Consider the following 13,827-nt stretch of genomic DNA (forward strand, 5'->3'; position numbering starts at 1 on the left):
GGCTACTTGTCGATGTCCCCGACCACGAAGAACATCGACCCGAGGATCGCGATCAGATCCGGCACCAGGCAGCCGGGGATCAGCGTCGCCAGTGCCTGGACGTTGGCGTACGACGCCGTGCGCAGTTTCAGGCGCCACGGGGTTTTCTCGCCCCGGGACACCAGGTAGTAGCCGTTGATGCCGAGCGGGTTCTCGGTCCACGCGTACGTGTGGCCCTCCGGCGCCTTGACCACCTTCGGCAGGCGCACGTTCACCGGGCCGCTGAGCTGGTCCACCCGGTCCAGGCAGGCCTGGGCCAGGTCCAGGGACACGTACACCTGGTCCAGCAGCACCTCGAAGCGGGCGTGGCAGTCGCCGGCCTCCCGGGTCACCACAGGCACGTCCAGCTGGTCGTACGCCAGGTACGGCTCGTCGCGCCGCAGGTCCAGGTCGAGGCCGCTGGCCCGGGCCACCGGGCCGGAGGCGCCGTACGCCGCGGCCTGCTCCGCGGTCAGTACGCCCACGCCGACCGTGCGGGCCAGGAAGATGTCGTTGCGCCGGATCAGCCGGTCGATGTCCGGCATCCGGCGGCGCACCTCGTCGATCGCCGTACGGGCCCGGGACGTCCAGCCCGCCGGGACCTCCTCCTTGAGCCCCCCGACGCGGTTGAACATGTAGTGGATCCGGCCGCCGGAGACCTCCTCCATGACGGCCTGGAGCGTCTCCCGCTCGCGGAACGCGTAGAACATCGGGGTGATCGCGCCGATCTCCAGCGGGTACGAGCCGAGGAACATCAGGTGGTTCAGCACCCGGTTCAGCTCGGCGAGCGCCATCCGCAGCCAGGTCGCGCGTTCGGGCACCTCGATGCCCATGAGGCGTTCCACGGCGAGGGCGACGCCCAGCTCGTTGGAGAACGCCGACAGCCAGTCGTGCCGGTTGGCCAGGACGATGATCTGCCGGTAGTCGCGCACCTCGAAGAGTTTCTCGGCGCCGCGGTGCATGTAGCCGACGATCGGCTCGCAGGACACCACGCGTTCGCCGTCGAGGGTGAGCTTGAGCCGCAGCACGCCGTGCGTGGACGGGTGCTGGGGGCCGATGTTGAGCACCATGTCGGCGGTGTCCAACCCGGACCCGGTGCCGACGGTCATCTCCCGCAGGTCGCTCATGCCGTCATCGTCCCACGGAGCTCGATGCCGACCTCGTGCAGCAGCCACCAGTGCCCGCCCAGCCCGGCCGGGTCGGTGAGCTCGGCCGCCGCGCCCGCCGAGCTCAGCGCCCGCAGGTAGGCCGCCGGGTCGCTGCGGGCCAGGTCCAGCGGTGGCCGGCCGCCGTCGATGCCCAGGCCGCGCAGGGCGGCCCGCTGACTGATGATCCGGTACGCGGTCCCGGCCGCCGCCGCAGCTGAGTCGACGGCCACGTGGGCCGTCACGTCAGTGCTGCCGTCCGGCCGGGGCGGCACCTGCCTTCCCTCCCGGTAGCCGGTCAGAGTGCCCAGCGATGGCCGCGCCGAGCGCACGTGCCCGTAGTCGATCGCTAGCGCGCAGCCCCGCCGGACCGCCGCGACCGCGTCCGCCCAGGCGACATCGCGGGGCCAGCCCAGCTCGATCCGGTCGCCGGGCCGGGCCGACGGCCACCAGCGGCTCAGCCAGAACCGGTCGGCCGCGTCCACGTCGGGGCCGAGCATCTCCTCGCCCGTGGCGGGGTCGACGAGCACCCGCCGGGGCCGGCCCTCGGCGTCGACCTCGGCCACGTCCAGCGGCACGTTGTCCAGCCACTCGGTGGCCAGCAGCATCCCGGTGACGTGCTCGGGCACGTACCGCTGCCAGGAGATGCCGGCCGGCAGACCCGCCGGCCGGGCCGCGACCTCGACCCCGGTGAAGCGGATCCGGTGGGCCAGGCCGTGCGCGGGGTCGGTATCGACCAGGGCGTGCAGGGCGGCGAGCAGTTCACCGCGACCGGCGCCCACGTCGACGACGTCGAGGGTGGCCGGCCGGCCCAGGGCGGCGTCGACCTCGCTGATCAGCCGCAGCAGCGCCCCGGCGAACAGTGGCGAGGCGTGCACGCTGGTCCGGAAGTGGTCCGCGGGCCCCTCGCCGGCCCGGGTGAAGAAGCCGTCCGGTCCGTACAGGGCAGTGGTCATCGCCGCTCGCCAACCCAGGCTCGTCACGCTGGCCAATCTAGGCGTGAACGCCCGGTGCAGTTGTTCACACGCCCTTGTCACGGGCGTGTTACATCGGCGCATACTTGCGATCGACCGGTACCCCTGCCACGAGGACTGGATCTTTCTATGAGCGCTGTGCCGCGCGCCGGAAAGCGCGCTCGCCCCCTGGTCGTGGGTGTTGTCGGAGCCGGCCGGGTGGGTGCCGTGCTCGGTGCCGCCCTGGCGGACGCCGGGCACCGGATCGTCGCCGCGGCCGCCGTCTCCGCCGCCTCGCGGGAGCGCGCCCAGCGCCTCCTGCCGCAGGCCGCCATCCTGCCCGCCGACGAGGTCGCCCGGGCCGCCACCGATCTTCTGCTGCTCGCCGTTCCGGACGACCACCTCGCCGCCGTCGTGTCCGGCCTGGTCGCGACCGGCTCGCTGGGCGCCGGCACGGTCGTGGCGCACACCTCGGGCGCGCACGGCCTGGCGGTGCTCGGTGATCGTGACGGTCTCGCGCTGCACCCGGCGATGACCTTCACCGGCGCCGACACCGACCTCGGCCGGCTGCCCGGCATCGCCTGGGGCGTCACCGCCCGGGACCGTGCGTTAGCCGCGCGGCTGGTCACCGACCTGGGCGGGGTGCCGGAGTGGATCGCCGAGGACGCCCGCCCGCTCTACCACGCGGCCCTCGCGCACGGCGCGAACCATCTGGTCACGCTGGTCAACGAGGCCGCCGATCTGCTGCGGGCGGCCGGTGTCGAGCACCCGGAGGCCGTGCTGTCGCCGCTGCTGCACGCCGCCCTGGACAACGCGCTGAGCCTCGGCGATGCCGCGCTGACCGGCCCGGTGTCGCGGGGTGACGCGGGCACCGTGGGCAAGCACCTGAGCCGGATCGCGCCGGAGTCCGTACCGGCGTATCTCGCACTCGCCCGGCGCACCGCCGACCGGGCCATCGCCGCCGGGCGGCTGCGGCCGCAGGACGCGACGCTGTTGATGGATGTTCTCGCCCAGGCGACCGTAGGGAGTCCCTCATGACCGCGCTCATCCACACCCGGGCCGAGCTGGCCGCCGCCCGCGCCGCCGCGACCGGCCGGGTGGCCGTCGTGATGACCATGGGTGCCCTGCACGAGGGGCACCGGCAGCTGATGCGCGTGGCCCGGGAGCGGGGCGACTTCGTCATCGTCACGGTGTTCGTCAACCCGCTGCAGTTCGGGCCGAACGAGGACTTCGACAAGTACCCGCGCACCCTGGCCGCCGACGTCGAGGCGTGCCGGGCCGAGCAGGTCGACGTGGTGTTCGCCCCGGACCGCGACGAGATGTATCCGGGCGGCACGCCGCAGGTGACGCTGAACGCCGGCGCGACGGGCGAGATCCTCGAGGGCGCCAGCCGCCCGGGACACTTCTCCGGGATGCTCACGGTGGTCGCCAAGCTGCTCCTGCTGACCCGGGCCGACCTGGCGTTCTTCGGTGAGAAGGACTTCCAGCAGCTGGCCCTGATCACCCGGATGGCCAAGGACCTGGAGATCGGCGTCGAGATCGTCGGCGTGCCCACGGTCCGGGAGGCCGACGGCCTGGCCCTGTCCAGCCGCAACCGCTACCTGTCGGCCGAGCAGCGAGTGGCGGCCCTGGCGCTGTCGCACGCCCTGCGAGAGGGCGCCGCGCAGACGGACGCGCAGAGCGTGCTGGAGGCGGCCGGCAAGATCCTCGCCGACGAGCCCGGCGTGCAGGTCGACTATCTGGCGCTCACCGACCCGCTGCTCGGCCCGGCGCCGGCCGACGGTCCCGCGCGGCTGCTCGTCGCGGCCAAGGTCGGCAGCACCCGGCTGATCGACAACGTCCCGGTCCTGCTGGGGAAGGCCGCCCGATGATCCGCACCATGCTCAAATCCAAGATCCACCGGGCCACGGTGACCCAGGCCGACCTGCACTACGTGGGCTCGGTGACCGTGGACCTCGACCTGATGGAGGCGGCCGACCTGCTGGCCGGCGAGCAGGTCGCGATCGTCGACGTCACCAACGGCGCGCGGCTGGAGACGTACGTGATCCCGGGCGAGCGCGGCACCGGCGTCATCGGCATCAACGGCGCCGCCGCCCACCTGGTGCACCCCGGCGACCTGGTCATCCTGATCTCGTACGGGCAGATGAGCGACGCGGAGGCCCGGTCGTACCGGCCGCGGGTCGTGCACGTGGACGCGGCCAACAAGATCATCGAGCTGGGCACGGATCCGGCCGCGGTCGCGGACGGCATGGCCGGTGATCCGGTACGCGCGGACGGCGCCCTGCTGGCCGGCTGACCGAGGTTCTCCGTCCCGCCGTCCCGGTCCGGTCGATTGCCCTATGATCGACAAATCGGACATCGGCCGGCTCCCGGGAGGCTCGGTTCATGCGACACCTGCCCCGGCTGCGCCGTACGCGGCGGTGGCCGGTCGCGGCGGCGCTGAGCCTGCTCACGCTGGCCCTCGCCGCCGGGTGCGGCAATCCGGCCGGCGTCGACGGGGACCTCACCGACGGCTGGGCGGCGATCGGGGTACCGACCGGCTTCACCCCGGCCGCGGAGACGTGTCATCTGGCCAACTTCACCACGTTCGGGCCCCGGTCGACGTACGAGGAGGTCGACTGCAAGCTCAAGCACCGCACCGAGACCGTGTACGTCGGCACGTACCCCAGCCCTGCCGCCGAGGCGTCCGATCCGCCGGCGCAGGACTCGGCGGGGGCGCGGGCGGCGTACCAGGACTGCGATGCCAGGACCACGGCGTACGTGGGCGGGCCGTGGCGTACCGCCCGGCTGTGGATCGGGGTGACCCAGCCGTCCCGGGCCGCCTGGGCCGGGGGCGCCCGCTGGTACCGCTGCGAGGTGCTGGTGAGCAGCTCGGTCGAGGACGACGGCGGCCTGGTGCAGCGGGTCGGCAGCCTGCGCGGGGCACTCGACGAGCGTGCTTCGCCGCTGCTGCTGACCTGCTACAACGTGCTGCTCGACGAGGACGGCAAGATCAGCACGATGCCGGCCCGGGAGTGCTCGGCCAAGCACAACGCCGAGTTCGTCGGGATCTGGGACGCCGGCAAGGCGGGCTACCCGCGGACCGCCGAGCAGTGGGACAAATTCCACGACGGGTGCCGCAGCCGGATCGCCTCGTACGTCGGCGTGCCGGACGACGACGACCTGCAGTTCCGGGCCGGCGTGATCTCGCTGCCCGGCGGGAACGACGTCTGGGAACTGGGCGACCGCGGCGTGCGCTGCTACCTGTGGCTGGACGCGACGACCCTCACGTCCTCGCTGAAGGGCAAGGGCGGCAAGGCCATGCCGGTCCAGTACCAGTAACGCCCGGCACTTCTTGCCGCCCCGCCCGTGATTTCCGCGCCCGCGCGATGTTGACTGAGCGCATGTCGCATCTTGCCGACCTTCCGGCGCTACCCCGCCGTCTGGCCGCCGCCGAGCCCGGCTGGACCGAGACCACCGACGTGCTGGTGGTCGGCTCCGGCGTCGCGGGCCTGACCGCCGCCCTGCACCTGCGCGAGGCGGGCCTGCACGTCACCGTCGTCACCAAGGTCAACATCGACGACGGTTCGACGCGCTGGGCCCAGGGCGGCATCGCGGCCGTGCTCGACCCGCTGGACACCCCCGGGGCGCACGCCTTCGACACCGAGATCGCCGGGGTCGGCCTGTGCGACCCCGCGGCGGTACGCGTCCTGGTCGAGGAGGGCCCCGCCCGGATCCGCGAGCTGATGCGGATGGGCGCCGAATTCGACCGCAACGCCGACGGCTCGCTGATGCTGACCCGCGAGGGCGGGCACCGCGCCGACCGGATCGTGCACGCGGGCGGCGACGCCACCGGTGCCGAGGTGCAGCGGGCCCTGCACGAGGCGGTGCACCGCGACCCGTGGATCCGCCTGGTCGAGCACGCCCTGGTGCTGGATCTGCTGCGCGCCGCCGACGGCCGCGCCTGCGGCATCACCCTGCACGTGCTGGGTGAGGGCAGCGAGGACGGGGTCGGCGCGATCCTGGCCCGCGCGGTCGTGCTGGCCACCGGCGGCATGGGCCAGATCTTCGCCTCGACCACCAACCCGGCGGTCTCCACCGGCGACGGCGTGGCGCTCGCCCTGCGCGCCGGCGCCAAGGTCACCGACGTGGAGTTCGTCCAGTTCCACCCGACGTCGTTCATGACGGCCGGCCTGAGCTCGGTGCAGCGACCGCTGATCTCCGAGGCGCTGCGCGGCGAGGGCGCCCACCTGGTCGACGAGAGCGGCAAGCGGTTCATGGTCGGCCAGCACGAGCTGGCCGAGCTGGCCCCGCGCGACGTGGTGGCCAAGGGCATCCACCGGGTGCTGCGGGCCACCGGGGCCGACCATGTCTATCTGGACGCGCGGCACCTGGGCAAGGAGTTCCTGGAGCAGCGGTTCCCGACGATCGTGGCGTCCACCCGGGCCGCCGGCGTCGACCCGGCGACGGAGCTCATCCCGGTCGCCCCGGCAGCTCATTACGCCTCCGGCGGCGTCCGCACCGACCTGCGCGGCCGCACCTCCATCCCGGGCCTGTACGCCTGCGGCGAGGTGGCCTGCACAGGTGTGCACGGCGCGAACCGGCTGGCCAGCAACTCGCTGCTGGAGGGCCTGGTCTTCTCGCGGCGCATCGCCGACGACATCGTGGCCGAGCTGCCCCCGCAGGCCGACCCGGTGGCCCCGGCCGGCGAGCCCGGCTGGGTCGTCGCGCCGGCGATCCGCGGCGACCTGCAGCGGTCGATGACCCGCGGGGCCGGCGTGCTGCGCTCGGCCGACTCGCTCGCCGCCACGGCGAAGGAGCTGGCCCGCCTCGGCGAGCAGCGCGGCACCCCGCACAACGCGGCCTGGGAGGCCACCAACCTGCTGACCGTCGCGGCCACCCTGGTGGCCTCGGCGGCCGAACGCCGGGAGACGCGCGGCTGCCACTGGCGCGAGGACTACCCGAACGCCCTGGACGAGTGGCGCGGGCACCTGCTGGACGCGATCGACCCCAAGGGAACGATCACCCAGACCTTCGAGGAGATGGCATGACGGACCGCACGGTGGGCCTGGACCTGGCTGAGGTGGAGCGGGTCGTCTACACGGCGCTGGCCGAGGATCTCGGTGACCCGCCGCGCGACGTGACCAGCGAGGCGACCATCCCGGGCGACCAGGTCGACACGGCCGAGCTGGTGGCCCGCGCGCCCGGCGTGGTGGCCGGCCTGCCGGTCGCGGCCCAGGTCTTCGCGGCCACCTCCGGCGGTACGGCCACCTTCGACCAGCGCATCGAGGAGGGCACCCGGGTCGTCCGCGGCGACGTCCTCGCCGTGGTGACCGGCCCGACCCGCTCGCTGCTGACCGCGGAGCGCACCGCCCTGAACCTGCTCTGCCGCATGTCCGGAGTGGCCACCCACACCCGCAAGTGGGCGGATGAGCTGGCCGGCACCAAGGCGACGGTGCTGGACACCCGCAAGACCACCCCGGGCCTGCGCGCGCTGGAGAAGTACGCGGTCCGCGTCGGCGGCGGCACCAACAAGCGCATGGGCCTCTACGACGTGGCCATGATCAAGGACAACCACAAGCTCGCGGCCGGCAGCATCACGGCGGCCTACCGCCTGGTCCGCTCGACCTTCCCGGACGTACCGGTGCAGGTCGAGGTGACCACGCTCGCCGAGGCCCGGGAGGCGGTCGAGGCCGGCGCCGACTTCCTGCTCTGCGACAACATGACTCCTGAGCTGCTGCGCGAGGTGGTGGCCGCGGTCGGTGACCGGGCCGAGCTGGAGGCGACCGGCAATCTGACCCTGGAGACGGTCGGGGCCTACGGCAGCACGGGCGTGGACTATCTCTCGGTGGGCGCGCTGACCCACTCGTCCCCGATCCTGGACATCGCCCTGGACCTCCGCCCCCGCTGAGAGCTTGGGCCGCCCGGCGGGGCGGCCCGCCCGGCGTGACCAAGACTGGTGTGGTGTAGTCGCCGGTGCTGCGGTTGTGGAGCCCGACGCCCGTACCTTCGATCGATCGGGATTTTGATGCTTCTCTGCATTGACATCGGAAACACCAACACTGTTCTGGCCACCTTCGACGGGGACAAGCTCGTCCACAACTGGCGGATCAAGACCGATGCCCGGTCCACCGCCGACGAGCTCGGGCTGATGTTCCGCGGCCTGCTGGCCGGGGACGCGGTGGAGATCACCGGGGTGGCCGCCTGCTCGACCGTGCCGGCGGCGCTGCGATCACTGCGGACGATGCTCGGGCGCTACTACGGCGACCTGCCCAACGTGATCGTCGAGCCGGGCGTGAAGACCGGGGTGCAGCTGGCCATCGACAACCCCAAGGAGGTCGGCGCGGACCGGGTGGTCAACACGCTGGCCGCGCACGCCCTCTACGGTGGTCCCTCGATCGTGGTCGATTTCGGCACCACCACCAACTTCGACGTGATCAGCGCGCGCGGCGAGTTCCTGGGCGGGGCGTTCGCGCCGGGCATCGAGATCTCCTTCGACGCGCTGGCCGCCCGGGCCGCCCAGCTGCGCAAGGTCGAGCCGGCCAAGCCCCGCTCGGTGATCGGCAAGAACACGGTGGAGTGCCTGCAGTCCGGCCTCTACTACGGCGTGGCCGGCCAGGTGGACCGGATCGTCGAGCTGATGACCGCCGAGATCGGGTCGGTACGCTCGGTCATCGCCACCGGCGGCCTGGCCTGGCTGGTCAAGGACGCCTGCCGGACGATCACCGCGCACGAGCCGATGATCACGCTGATCGGGCTGCGGATGGTATATGAGCGGAACGTCTGAACCGGCCTTAGTAGGCTCTTGCGCAACCCCAACCCCTACAGAGAGTCGTGCCGTGACCGAGCAGAACGCCCCAGCCGTTGACCCCGCCGAGGACCTACCCGAGCAGATGCGGGTCCGCCGGTCGAAGCGGGACCGGCTGCTGGCCGAGGGCGTCGAGCCGTACCCGGTCGGTTTCGAGCGCACCGCGACGCTCGCCGAGCTCCGGGAGAAGTACGCCGAGCTGGCCACCGACACGGCCTCCGGCGACACGGTCGGCATCACCGGCCGGGTGATCTTCGTCCGCAACGGCGGCAAGCTCTGCTTCGCCACCCTGCGCGACGGCGACGGCACCGAGCTGCAGGCCATGCTGTCGCTCGACAAGGTCGGCGCCGAGGCCCTCGAGCAGTGGAAGCGCCTGGTCGACCTGGGTGACCTGGTCGGCATCACCGGCGAGGTGATCACCAGCCGCCGGGGTGAGCTCTCCGTGCTCGCCTCGTCCTGGACCATGACCGCCAAGGCCCTGCGCCCGTTGCCGGTCGCGCACCGCCCGCTGAGCGAGGAGACCCGGGTCCGGCAGCGCTACGTCGACCTGATCGTGCGCCCGCAGGCCCGGGAGATGGTCCGGACCCGGGCGACCGCGGTTCGCAGCCTCCGCGAGTCGCTGTTCGCGCGCAATTATCTCGAAGTGGAGACGCCGATGTTGCAGTTGCTGCACGGCGGGGCCACCGCGCGCCCGTTTGTGACGCACAGCAACGCACTCGACATAGATCTCTATCTGCGTATCGCCCCCGAACTCTTTTTGAAGCGGGCCGTGGTCGGCGGCATCGAACGGGTCTTCGAGATCAACCGCAACTTCCGCAATGAGGGCATGGATTCCACGCACTCGCCGGAGTTCGCGATGCTCGAGGCGTACCAGGCGTATGCCGACTACAACGTCATGCAGCAGCAGGTGCGCGAGTGGATTCAGGAGGCGGCGAACGCAACCGCCGGATCACACATCGTGACGCACTTCGACGGCACCGAGTTGGACCTCGGCGGCGAGTGGCGTTCGGTGACGCTCTTCGGTTCTCTGTCCGAGGCGCTCGGTGAAGAAGTGACCGTCCGCACCGATCTGGCGAGCCTGCAGCGGTATGCCGAAAAGCATGACCTTTCCGTCGACCCGAAGTGGGGCCCGGGCAAGCTCGCCGAGGAACTCTTCGAGCACCTCGTGCAGCACACCCTGCAGCAGCCGACCTTCGTCCGCGACTATCCCGAGGAGACCACCCCGCTGACCCGGGCGCACCGCTCCGAGCCCGGTCTGACGGAGAAGTGGGACCTCTACGTCATGGGATTCGAGCTGGCCACCGCGTACTCGGAGCTGGTCGACCCGGTGGTGCAGCGCGAGCGCCTGGTCGCGCAGTCGTTGCTGGCCGCCGGCGGCGACGCCGAGGCGATGCAGCTCGACGAGGATTTCCTGCGCGCGATGGAGTACGGAATGCCGCCCGCCGGTGGCATGGGAATGGGAATCGACCGGCTTCTGATGGCGCTCACCGGGCTGGGCATTCGGGAAACGATCCTGTTCCCCTTGGTACGCCCGGAGTAGGGCGTACCGGGACACGATTTACATCGGTACCGTGGCAATCGGCTGCCCGCCATTGACGGATCACGCGGCCCGGGCGTTATTGTTCACGTGGATTGGGTGAACAGAGAACCTGTGTTCGGAAGGATAACGGCGCGTGGCCAAGCAGATCATTCACAAGCTGGTCGATGACCTCGACGGCGGTGACGCCGAGGAGACCGTCAAGTTCGCCCTCGACGGCATTCAGTACGAGATCGACCTGTCCGAGTCGAACGCGGCGAAATTGCGCGACATCTTCGCGCCGTACGTGGGCGCGGGGTCCAAGGTCGCGCGCGGTGGGGTCGTCGTCGGCGGCCGGGCCGCCCGCGGCCGGGGCGGTGCGACCGCGGACCGCGAGCAGAACAAGGCCATCCGGGAGTGGGCCAAGAAGGCCGGCAAGGACATCTCCGACCGGGGCCGGATCCCGCAGGAGATCGTGGACGAGTTCCACGCCAAGGGGCCCGGCCGCTGAGCCGATCGGCCTGTTGAAGGGTCCGGGGCGCGCGAGCGTCACGGACCCTTCGGCTTTTCGCGCGCTCTTCGCCGACCTTGCGTAAGTTATCCACAGGGTGACGAGCGTTGTCCACAGGCTGTGGACGGGGCTTCGGGCGCGCGGGATTTCGCTGTGCGCGTACTCCGCAAGGGTGGGGAACAGCCGTTGAGCGTGCGAAGTTGGGGAGAACATCGGCGCAGGACGTCCCCAGAGGGCTCGAGGGCCCAGCAGAGTCTCCCGGCGGCGATAGAGTGAGAGAGCACAGGTATCACCGATACCCGTGCGCTGGCCCCGCCAGTTCATTGGCGCACGGCACGTGAGGAGCACGAGGGCATGTTCGAGCGGTTCACCGACCGAGCGCGACGGGTTGTCGTCCTGGCCCAAGAAGAGGCCCGGATGCTCAACCACAACTACATCGGGACAGAGCACATCCTGCTCGGTCTCATCCACGAGGGCGAAGGCGTTGCCGCGAAGGCTCTGGAGAGCCTCGGCATCTCCCTCGAGGGTGTCCGGCAGCAGGTCGAGGAGATCATCGGTCAGGGCCAGCAGGCGCCGAGCGGGCACATCCCGTTCACGCCGCGGGCCAAGAAGGTGCTGGAGCTCTCGCTGCGCGAGGCCCTGCAGCTCGGCCACAACTACATCGGCACGGAGCACATCCTGCTCGGGCTGATCCGTGAGGGCGAGGGCGTCGCCGCCCAGGTGCTGGTCAAGCTCGGCGCCGACCTCAACCGGGTCCGTCAGCAGGTCATCCAGCTGCTCTCGGGCTACCAGGGCAAGGAGCCGGCGGCCGCCGGAGCCGCCGCGGGCGAGGCCGCCCCGTCGACCTCCCTGGTGCTCGACCAGTTCGGACGCAACCTGACCCAGGCCGCCCGCGAGGGCAAGCTCGACCCGGTCATCGGCCGGGAGAAGGAAATCGAGCGGGTCATGCAGGTGCTCTCCCGCCGTACCAAGAACAACCCGGTGCTGATCGGCGAGCCCGGCGTCGGCAAGACCGCCGTCGTCGAGGGGCTGTCGCAGTCCATCGTCAAGGGCGAGGTGCCCGAGACGCTCAAGGACAAGCAGCTCTACACGCTCGACCTCGGCGCGCTGGTCGCCGGTTCCCGCTACCGCGGTGACTTCGAGGAGCGCCTCAAGAAGGTGCTCAAGGAGATCCGCACCCGCGGCGACATCATCCTGTTCATCGACGAGATCCACACCCTGGTGGGTGCGGGTGCCGCCGAGGGCGCCATCGACGCCGCCTCGATCCTCAAGCCCATGCTGGCCCGTGGTGAGCTGCAGACCATCGGTGCGACCACCCTGGACGAGTACCGCAAGCACCTCGAGAAGGACGCCGCGCTCGAGCGCCGCTTCCAGCCGATCCAGGTGGGTGAGCCGTCGCTGGCTCACACCATCGAGATCCTCAAGGGCCTGCGGGACCGCTACGAGGCCCACCACCGGATCAGCATCACCGACGCCGCCCTGGTGGCCGCGGCGACGCTGGCCGACCGGTACATCTCGGACCGCTTCCTGCCGGACAAGGCGATCGACCTGATCGACGAGGCCGGTGCCCGGATGCGCATCCGCCGGATGACCGCACCGCCGGACCTCCGCGACTTCGACGAGCGCATCGCCCAGGTCCGCCGCGACAAGGAGAGCGCGATCGACGCGCAGGACTTCGAGCGGGCCGCGCAGTTGCGCGACAAAGAGAAGCAGCTGCTGGGCCAGAAGGCGCAGCGGGAGAAGGAGTGGAAGGCGGGCGACCTCGACGTCGTCTCCGAGGTCGACGACGAGCAGATCGCCGAGGTCCTCGGCAACTGGACCGGCATCCCGGTCTACAAGCTGACCGAGGAGGAGACCTCCCGGCTGCTCCGCATGGAGGACGAGCTCCACAAGCGGGTCATCGGCCAGGAGGACGCGGTCAAGGCGGTCTCGAAGGCGATCCGGCGTACCCGCGCCGGCCTGAAGGACCCGAAGCGCCCCTCGGGCTCGTTCATCTTCGCCGGCCCCTCGGGTGTCGGTAAGACCGAGCTCTCCAAGGCGCTGGCCGAGTTCCTCTTCGGCTCCGAGGACGCGCTGATCCAGCTCGACATGTCCGAGTTCCACGACCGGTACACGGTGTCCCGCCTCGTCGGTGCCCCTCCCGGCTACGTGGGCTACGACGAGGGCGGCCAGCTGACCGAGAAGGTCCGCCGCAAGCCGTTCTCCGTGGTCCTCTTCGACGAGATCGAGAAGGCCCACCCGGACGTGTTCAACACGCTCCTGCAGATCCTGGAGGACGGCCGCCTCACCGACGGTCAGGGCCGCATCGTGGACTTCAAGAACACGGTGATCATCCTGACCACCAACCTGGGCACGCGTGACGTGGCCAAGGCGGTGTCGCTGGGCTTCCAGGCGTCGGAGGACGTCGAGAGCAACTACGACCGGATGAAGGTCAAGGTCAACGACGAGCTGAAGCAGCACTTCCGCCCGGAGTTCCTCAACCGCATCGACGACACGATCGTCTTCCACCAGCTGCGCCAGGACGAGATCCTGCACATCGTCGACATCTTCACCGCGCGGATCGAGACCCAGCTCAAGAACAAGGACATGGGTCTCGAGCTGACCGACAACGCGAAGAAGTTCCTGGCGAAGAAGGGCTTCGACCCGGTCCTGGGCGCCCGGCCGCTGCGCCGGACGATCCAGCGCGAGCTGGAGGACACCCTGTCCGAGCAGATCCTCTTCAACGAGCTGCGCCCCGGCCAGATCGTGGTGGTGGACTGCGAGGGCGATCCGGAGAACATCGAGAAGTCGAAGCTGACCTTCACCGGTGCCGACCGCGGTGCCACGGTCCCCGACGCGGTGCCCGCCGACCTCGGCGCGGCCGCGACCGAGGAGTAAGCAGCACGATCTCTGGAACG

12 protein-coding genes are annotated in these 13,827 nt (G+C 70.9%); 10 read left to right on the top strand and 2 right to left on the bottom strand.

The features are described 5' to 3' along the window. Positions 1–2 precede the first annotated feature (2 nt). Positions 3–1,145 carry an NADH-quinone oxidoreductase subunit D-related protein gene (locus ACWEOZ_RS19810; protein WP_433722839.1) on the bottom strand — a complete coding sequence of 381 codons (1,143 nt, stop codon included), beginning with the start codon at positions 1,143–1,145 and terminating at the stop codon, positions 3–5. Continuing rightward, positions 1,142–2,119, bottom strand: a complete 978-nt coding sequence (locus ACWEOZ_RS19815) for an SAM-dependent methyltransferase (RefSeq protein WP_451912243.1) — start codon at positions 2,117–2,119, stop codon at positions 1,142–1,144. The genes ACWEOZ_RS19810 and ACWEOZ_RS19815 overlap by 4 nt, the downstream gene beginning before the upstream one ends. Positions 2,120–2,266: 147 nt before the next feature. Between ACWEOZ_RS19815 and ACWEOZ_RS19820 the strand changes: the two genes are divergently transcribed. The 10 genes from ACWEOZ_RS19820 (at position 2,267) to ACWEOZ_RS19865 (ending at position 13,807) form a co-directional block, all read left to right on the top strand. Next, the gene (locus ACWEOZ_RS19820) at positions 2,267–3,154 is read left to right on the top strand and encodes a Rossmann-like and DUF2520 domain-containing protein (protein ID WP_451912135.1); all 888 of its coding nucleotides are present in this window, start codon (positions 2,267–2,269) and stop codon (positions 3,152–3,154) included. Then, positions 3,151–3,987 carry a pantoate--beta-alanine ligase gene (gene panC, locus ACWEOZ_RS19825; RefSeq protein WP_451912136.1) on the top strand — a complete coding sequence of 279 codons (837 nt, stop codon included), beginning with the start codon at positions 3,151–3,153 and terminating at the stop codon, positions 3,985–3,987. Before ACWEOZ_RS19820 ends, panC begins: the two co-directional genes overlap by 4 nt. Beyond that, on the top strand, positions 3,984–4,412 hold the full coding sequence (gene panD / locus ACWEOZ_RS19830) for an aspartate 1-decarboxylase (protein WP_451912137.1): 429 nt from the start codon (positions 3,984–3,986) through the stop codon (positions 4,410–4,412). Before panC ends, panD begins: the two co-directional genes overlap by 4 nt. A gap of 89 nt (positions 4,413–4,501) precedes the next feature. Next, a complete protein-coding gene (locus ACWEOZ_RS19835; protein WP_451912138.1) occupies positions 4,502–5,437 on the top strand; it encodes a septum formation family protein in 936 nt (311 codons plus the stop codon). Between the two features lie 62 nt (positions 5,438–5,499). After that, on the top strand, positions 5,500–7,146 hold the full coding sequence (locus ACWEOZ_RS19840) for an L-aspartate oxidase (protein ID WP_451912139.1): 1,647 nt from the start codon (positions 5,500–5,502) through the stop codon (positions 7,144–7,146). Further along, positions 7,143–8,006 (top strand): carboxylating nicotinate-nucleotide diphosphorylase, encoded by an 864-nt coding sequence (gene nadC, locus ACWEOZ_RS19845; protein ID WP_451912140.1) that lies wholly within the window; start codon positions 7,143–7,145, stop codon positions 8,004–8,006. The genes ACWEOZ_RS19840 and nadC overlap by 4 nt, the downstream gene beginning before the upstream one ends. Positions 8,007–8,123: 117 nt before the next feature. After that, the gene (locus ACWEOZ_RS19850) at positions 8,124–8,882 is read left to right on the top strand and encodes a type III pantothenate kinase (protein WP_212987869.1); all 759 of its coding nucleotides are present in this window, start codon (positions 8,124–8,126) and stop codon (positions 8,880–8,882) included. A 52-nt stretch (positions 8,883–8,934) separates the two neighbouring features. Next, positions 8,935–10,443, top strand: a complete 1,509-nt coding sequence (gene lysS / locus ACWEOZ_RS19855; protein WP_451912141.1) for a lysine--tRNA ligase — start codon at positions 8,935–8,937, stop codon at positions 10,441–10,443. A 133-nt stretch (positions 10,444–10,576) separates the two neighbouring features. Further along, entirely contained in the window at positions 10,577–10,930 is a 354-nt protein-coding gene (locus ACWEOZ_RS19860; RefSeq protein WP_212987871.1) for a histone-like nucleoid-structuring protein Lsr2, read from the top strand. A 354-nt stretch (positions 10,931–11,284) separates the two neighbouring features. Beyond that, complete coding sequence (locus tag ACWEOZ_RS19865) at positions 11,285–13,807, top strand: ATP-dependent Clp protease ATP-binding subunit (RefSeq protein ID WP_360546070.1); 2,523 nt, start codon at positions 11,285–11,287, stop codon at positions 13,805–13,807. Positions 13,808–13,827: the final 20 nt, after the last annotated feature.

The sequence above is a fragment of the Actinoplanes sp. NPDC004185 genome, from assembly GCF_053603475.1.

Excerpts from the sequence above, each read along its gene's own strand:
- ACWEOZ_RS19850 (WP_212987869.1), top strand. The coding sequence starts at position 8,124 with ATGCTTCTCTGCATTGACATCGGAAACACCAACACTGTTCTGGCCACC.
- panC (WP_451912136.1), top strand. The coding sequence starts at position 3,151 with ATGACCGCGCTCATCCACACCCGGGCCGAGCTGGCCGCCGCCCGCGCC.
- ACWEOZ_RS19815 (WP_451912243.1), bottom strand. The coding sequence starts at position 2,119 with ATGACCACTGCCCTGTACGGACCGGACGGCTTCTTCACCCGGGCCGGC.
- ACWEOZ_RS19820 (WP_451912135.1), top strand. The coding sequence starts at position 2,267 with ATGAGCGCTGTGCCGCGCGCCGGAAAGCGCGCTCGCCCCCTGGTCGTG.
- ACWEOZ_RS19840 (WP_451912139.1), top strand. The coding sequence starts at position 5,500 with ATGTCGCATCTTGCCGACCTTCCGGCGCTACCCCGCCGTCTGGCCGCC.
- nadC (WP_451912140.1), top strand. The coding sequence starts at position 7,143 with ATGACGGACCGCACGGTGGGCCTGGACCTGGCTGAGGTGGAGCGGGTC.
- ACWEOZ_RS19810 (WP_433722839.1), bottom strand. The coding sequence starts at position 1,145 with ATGAGCGACCTGCGGGAGATGACCGTCGGCACCGGGTCCGGGTTGGAC.
- ACWEOZ_RS19835 (WP_451912138.1), top strand. The coding sequence starts at position 4,502 with ATGCGACACCTGCCCCGGCTGCGCCGTACGCGGCGGTGGCCGGTCGCG.
- panD (WP_451912137.1), top strand. The coding sequence starts at position 3,984 with ATGATCCGCACCATGCTCAAATCCAAGATCCACCGGGCCACGGTGACC.
- ACWEOZ_RS19865 (WP_360546070.1), top strand. The coding sequence starts at position 11,285 with ATGTTCGAGCGGTTCACCGACCGAGCGCGACGGGTTGTCGTCCTGGCC.